Raw genomic sequence first — 5525 nt, 5'->3', positions numbered from 1 at the left:
TCACCGTCTTGTGCTTGTCCTCGCGTCCCAGGCCGACGAAGGAGCAGAAGGTGAGCAGATAGACCGCAAAGAATTCAGGCGGACCGAATTTGAGCGCGAATGACGAGATCATCGGCGCCAGGAAGGTAATCAGCAGCACCGCGACCAGCGATCCGATGAAGGACGAGGTGAAGGCGGCGGTGAGCGCTTCCGCCGCCCTGCCCTGCTGGGCCATCGGATAGCCGTCGAAGGTGGTGGCGACCGACCAGGCTTCGCCGGGGATGTTGAACAGGATCGAGGTGATGGCGCCGCCGAACAGCGCACCCCAATAGATGCAGGACAGCATCACGATCGCCGAGGTCGGATCCATCGTGAAGGTCAGCGGCAGCAGGATCGCAACGCCGTTCGGGCCGCCGAGGCCAGGCAGCACGCCGACGAAGATGCCGAGCACGAGCCCGACCATCATCAGCAACAGCGTCTTCCAGGTCAGGAGGACGACAAACCCATGAAACAACAGACCGAACGCTTCCATTACATCATACCCAATTCGCTGCCGTCATTGCGAGCAAAGCGAAGCAATCCAGACTTGCGAAGTACAGCAGTGGATTGCTTCGTCGCTTCGCTCCTCGCAATGACGGTGAAAGTCATTCTGACGGCTAATATCCGAACGCCGCTTCAAGCGGTCCCTTCGGCATGATCACGTCGAATACGATATCGAAGGTCACGAACATCAGCGCGCTGAACAGGAAGGCGGTCAGCAGCGACTTCCATAGCGCGATCTTTCCGACCCAGCGCATGAAGCCTGCGATCAGGAGGAAGCTCGCGACGTAGAGGCCGAGGAACTGGGTGGCGAGGCAGAACAGCAGCGTCGGCACGAACACCGCCATCACCCGGCGCAGCTGCGCGCGGGTAACGAAGGTCTCGCCCGCCTCCTTGCGCGACAGCAAGGCCGCGCCGATGCCATAGAGGCTGGCGGCCCCGAGGATCACCGACAGATAGAACGGGAAATAGCCGGGCTGCGGACCGGTCGAATCCCAGGAGGCGCCGCTGCGCCAATTGTCGGTGCCGAGCACGATGGCGAGCGCGAGAAGCGCGAGCGAGGCCAGGACGTCGACGGTGCGATTCGTGGTCACCGCCGGCGAGTTCTCTTCCGGCGCGGTCGGATCGTCGACGACGATTTCGATATCGGTATTGGACATCTTTCGCTTCACACCAGAGTCATCGTCCGCGAAGGCGGACGATCCAGTATTCCGAGGCAGTAAAGATGATGTCGAGCTTCACGGCGTACTGGATGCCCCGCCTTCGCGAGGCATGCCACCTCGTTGTTGCCGCACTACTTCGCGACAAAGCCCGCTTCCATCATCAGCTGCTTGTTGAGTGCGTCGTCATCCTCAAGGAACTGCAGCATGTCCTTGCCGGTGAGGAAGATCGGCTTCAGCGCCTGCTTTTCCATGTAGTCCTTGTACTCCGGCGTCTGGATCAGCTTCTGGAACAGATCGACATAGAACGCCTGCTGCTCCGGCGTCACCTTGCCCGGCAGGAACGTCGCGCGCAGCATCAGGTACTGCACGTCGAGTCCCTCCTCCCTGCAGGTCGGGATATCGTGCCATGACTGCGTGTCGGTGACCTTGGCGGTGTAGGAGATGCGTTCCTTGTCGAACACGCAGAGCGGGCGCACCTGGCCGGCGCGCCAGACCTCGAGATTCTCGCTGGGATTGTTGACGTTGGATTCGGTGTGATTGCCGACCAGCTGGGTCGCGGCCTCGCCGCCGGACTTGTACGGCAGATAGGAGAACTTCGCGCCGGTCTTCTTCTCGACGAAGACGGTGAGCACGTGGTCCTCGCGCTTCGAGCCGGTGCCGCCCATCTTGAACGGCGAGCTCGACGCCTTCGCCGCCTCGATGAACTCCTTCACCGTCTTCGGCCCCGCCGCATTGTCCCACAGCACGAACTGGTCGAGCGCGATGACGGAGACCGGCGTCAGCTCATGCCAGTCGAACGGCAGCTTAGCCGACAGCGGCAACATGTAGATCAGCGAATAGGCGATCAGGATCTTGTTCGGATCGCCCTCGCTCGACTTCATGTACATCAGGGCTTCGGCCCCGGAGGCGCCGCCCTTCAGCGAGACCACGACCGGTGCCTTCATCAGATTGTTCTTCTGGATCGCGGCCTGCATCATCCGCGCCATCTGGTCGGAGGCGCCGCCGGCACCAGCTGCCACCACGATCTCGACCGGCTTGGTCGGCTCCCAGCCGGCCAGCGCAGGCGCACTGCAAACCATCGCCGCTAGCGCCGCCGTCACCTTGATGATCTCGCGCACGTCTCTCCCTCCCCGGTCTTCCGCCGCTTGTATCGTGCCGATACTGCTGGCTTATGTCGTTCAGTTCAAGCTGGCCGGCGATCTGATCCTCCGCGACTTTGGCATGAGGTCGCAGATCGCTGTCGATGGTCGTTGTCCCGGATCAAGAGGCCTCCGCCTCCTTGTCTGCTACTTGCCCTTCCAGTTCGGCGCGCGCTTGTTGAGGAATGCATCCATGCCTTCGCGGAAATCCTCGCTCATATAGGCGCGCAGCAGCAATTCCTCGCCTTCGTCGCGTGACAGCGTGCGGCGGATGCGGCGCACCGCCTCCTTGGTCACTTCGAGCGTGATCGGCGCGTGAGAGGCGACCAGCTTCGCGGTCTCGAGCGCGCGGACCTGCAGGGTCTCGACGTCGGGCACGATCTCGCTCAACAGGCCAATGGCCAGCGCTTCCTCCGCTTCAACCAGGCGCGCCTTGAAGATCATGTCCTTGGTGCGGGCTGGACCGACCAGCGCCACCACGCGCGAGATGTTCGACATCGACAGGCAGTTGCCGAGCGTGCGCGCGATCGGAAAGCCCATCCGGGCAGACGCGGTGCCGATGCGGATATCGCAACAAGCGGCGATGCCGGCGCCGCCGCCGGTGCAGGCGCCGGCGATCGCGGCAATCACCGGGACGCGGCACCCTTCGAGCGTGCCGAGCACGCGGTCGATCCGCCCCTCATAGTCGAGCGCATCCTGCGCCGTCTTGAAGGCACGGAACTGGGAGATGTCGGTGCCGGAGGCGAACGCCTTGTCGCCCGCGCCGGTGATGATCAGCGCCTTGACCGACGGGTCACCATTGATGCCCTCGCAGATCGAGGCCATCTGGTCGTACATCGCGAACGTCATGGCGTTGCGCGCCTGCGGACGGTTGAAGACGATCTTCGCGATGCCGCCCTCGATCGTGTAGATCAGGTCCTCGGTGCCAGTCACGGGAGCATTCATGTCAGGGCTTTCCAAAGTGAGACGTGGAGCGGAACGGATTTAGGACGGATTGCGCACGCGTTCCACGTCATTGTTTTGATATCAGCGATGCGCGGACGCGCCGCGCAGGCGACCTTCATCAGGCGACCTTCGAGATCGCCGCAACGTCGCGCTTCTTCAGCACATCCATCGCCGCCAGCACGCCACCGCTGCGATGCGGCACGGCTGCGAGCTCCAGTCCCATCTCGATGCCGGACAGGGTGCCCATCAGCATCAGGTCGTTGAAATGGCCGATATGACCGATGCGGAACACCTTGCCCTTGATCTTGTTCAGGCCGGTGCCGAGCGACATGTCGAAATTCTCCAGCACCACTTTGCGGAAGTGATCGGAATCGTGCCCCTCAGGCATGACGGCGCCGGTCAGCGCCGGCGAATGCGCCTGCGGATCCTGGCACTGCGTATCCAGCCCCCAGACCTTCATCGCGGCGCGGGTGGCGGCGCTGTGGCGGCGGTGGCGGGCGAACACGTTCTCGTGGCCCTCCTCCTCCAGCATCTTCAGCGCCTCGCGCAAGCCGTAAAGCAGGTTGATCGCTGGCGTATAGGGGAAGGTGCCGAGCTTGTTGAACACCAGCATCTCCTGCCATTCCCAATAGGAGCGCAGGTTCGGATTGGCCTTGGCGACGGCCATCGCCTTTTCGGACACTGCGTTGAAGCCGAGCCCCGGCGGCAGCATCAGGCCCTTCTGCGAGCCGGCGACCGAGACGTCGACGCCCCAGGCGTCGTGCTCATATTCCATCGAGCCGAGGCCGGAGATGGTGTCGACCATTAGCAGCGCCGGATGGCCCGCACGGTCCATCGCCTTGCGCACCTCGTGCGGCTGGGTGAGGCAGCCGGTCGAGGTCTCGTTATGGACCACGCAGACCGCCTTGATGCTGTGCGCCTTGTCGGCGGCGAGACGCTGCTCGATCGCCGCGATATCGGCGCCATGGCGCCAGTCGCCCGGGACGAACTCGACATCGAGCTTGAACTTTTCGGCGATGCCGCGCCATAGCACCGCGAACTGGCCGGTTTCGGCCATCAACACCTTGTCGCCCGGCGACAAGGTGTTGACGATCGCTGCTTCCCAGGCGCCGGTGCCGGACGACGGATAAATGATAACGGGCTGACGGGTGCGGAACATCCGCTGCATGCCCTCAAGCACCGCAAAGCCGAGCTCGGCGAATTCAGGACCACGATGGTCCATGGCCGGCATGTCCATGGCCCGCAGCACCCGGTCCGGCACGTTGGTCGGGCCTGGAATCTGGAGAAAATGCCGTCCCGTATGCAAAGTCATAAGCGTCCTTCCCGGTCTTCGGATTGGTTTGGCGGCCCGAATAGCACCATTCGACCGCGTTGTCCCCTCGCCTTTGGCAAGGTGCGGGGACAGCGTCAATCCATCCGATTCCCCGAATTGGCTTGTACCCTGGTCATTCCGCTGCGACGATATTGCCGGCCGGCACCGGTTCCACGGTATCGGTGAAGGGCAGTTCGGGCCGCATCCAGAACGCCGAGATCGCACCGACCAGCAGCACCGCCATCAGCATGATGAACGGCAGGTACCAGTTGCCGGTGGCGTCGATCACCACGCCTGCGACCAGCGGCGAGGCGATCGCGGCGCCCGCCGACCCCATGTTCATGATTCCCGCCGCCGTGCCCGAATATCGCGGTGCAATGTCCATTGGCACCGACCACATCGGCCCGATCACGAGCTCGGCGAAGAAGAAGCCGGCCGAGAGGCACAGCGCGACGATGGTCATGTCGTGGACGAACAGGATCGGCAACAGCGAGGCCAGCGCGCCGACAAAGCCCGTCACCGTGACGCTCAGCCGGGCGAAGCGCACATTGCCGGTGCGCTTGAGCAGCGCGTCCGACACGATGCCACCGACGCTGTCGCCAATCACGCCAGCGAAGAACACGCCCGAGGCGAACAGCGCCGATTTCTTCAGATCGAGGCCGTAATTGTTCTTGAAGAACAGCGGCAGCCAGTTGAGGTAAAGCCAGAGTCCCCAGCCGTAGCAGAAATAGGTCAGCGTCACCGGCCACATCCGGCGCAGCAGCGGCCCCCACGGCACCGGCGGCTTGGCGCCGGTCGGTCGCGGCGGCAGCATGGCAAGCTCCGCCTCGGTGATATGGCGATGCTCCTTCGGCTCATTGCGGAAGTACCAGACCCAGGCGACGCCCCAGACCAGGCTGACGAGACCGAGCACCACGAACGAGCCCCGCCAGGTCAGCCACGCCATCA

Annotated in this window: 6 protein-coding genes; all 6 read right to left on the bottom strand. The window is 63.5% G+C overall.

Annotation, left to right across the window (positions count from 1 at the left end):
* Positions 1 to 511, bottom strand: a 511-nt coding sequence (locus tag WA702_RS17665) for a tripartite tricarboxylate transporter permease (protein ID WP_425111823.1), incomplete at its 3' end; no start/stop codon positions are given.
* 124 nt (positions 512 to 635) lie between these two features.
* Entirely contained in the window at positions 636 to 1178 is a 543-nt protein-coding gene (locus WA702_RS17660) for a tripartite tricarboxylate transporter TctB family protein (RefSeq protein ID WP_425111822.1), read from the bottom strand.
* 134 nt (positions 1179 to 1312) lie between these two features.
* Entirely contained in the window at positions 1313 to 2260 is a 948-nt protein-coding gene (locus WA702_RS17655) for a Bug family tripartite tricarboxylate transporter substrate binding protein (RefSeq protein ID WP_425111824.1), read from the bottom strand.
* 207 nt (positions 2261 to 2467) lie between these two features.
* Entirely contained in the window at positions 2468 to 3265 is a 798-nt protein-coding gene (locus tag WA702_RS17650) for an enoyl-CoA hydratase/isomerase family protein (RefSeq protein WP_425111821.1), read from the bottom strand.
* Positions 3266 to 3383: 118 nt separating this feature from the next.
* Positions 3384 to 4577, bottom strand: coding sequence for a pyridoxal-phosphate-dependent aminotransferase family protein (locus WA702_RS17645; RefSeq protein ID WP_425111820.1), 1194 nt, complete (start codon positions 4575 to 4577; stop codon positions 3384 to 3386).
* A gap of 133 nt (positions 4578 to 4710) precedes the next feature.
* The coding region (locus WA702_RS17640) for an MFS transporter (RefSeq protein WP_425111819.1) at positions 4711 to 5525 on the bottom strand (815 nt) is incomplete at its 5' end.

This window comes from Bradyrhizobium sp. (genome assembly GCF_049798375.1).
Lineage (GTDB): Bacteria > Pseudomonadota > Alphaproteobacteria > Rhizobiales > Xanthobacteraceae > Bradyrhizobium.
Note: the sequence above shows the minus strand (reverse complement) of the source record. Positions and strands in the feature narration are given on the sequence as shown.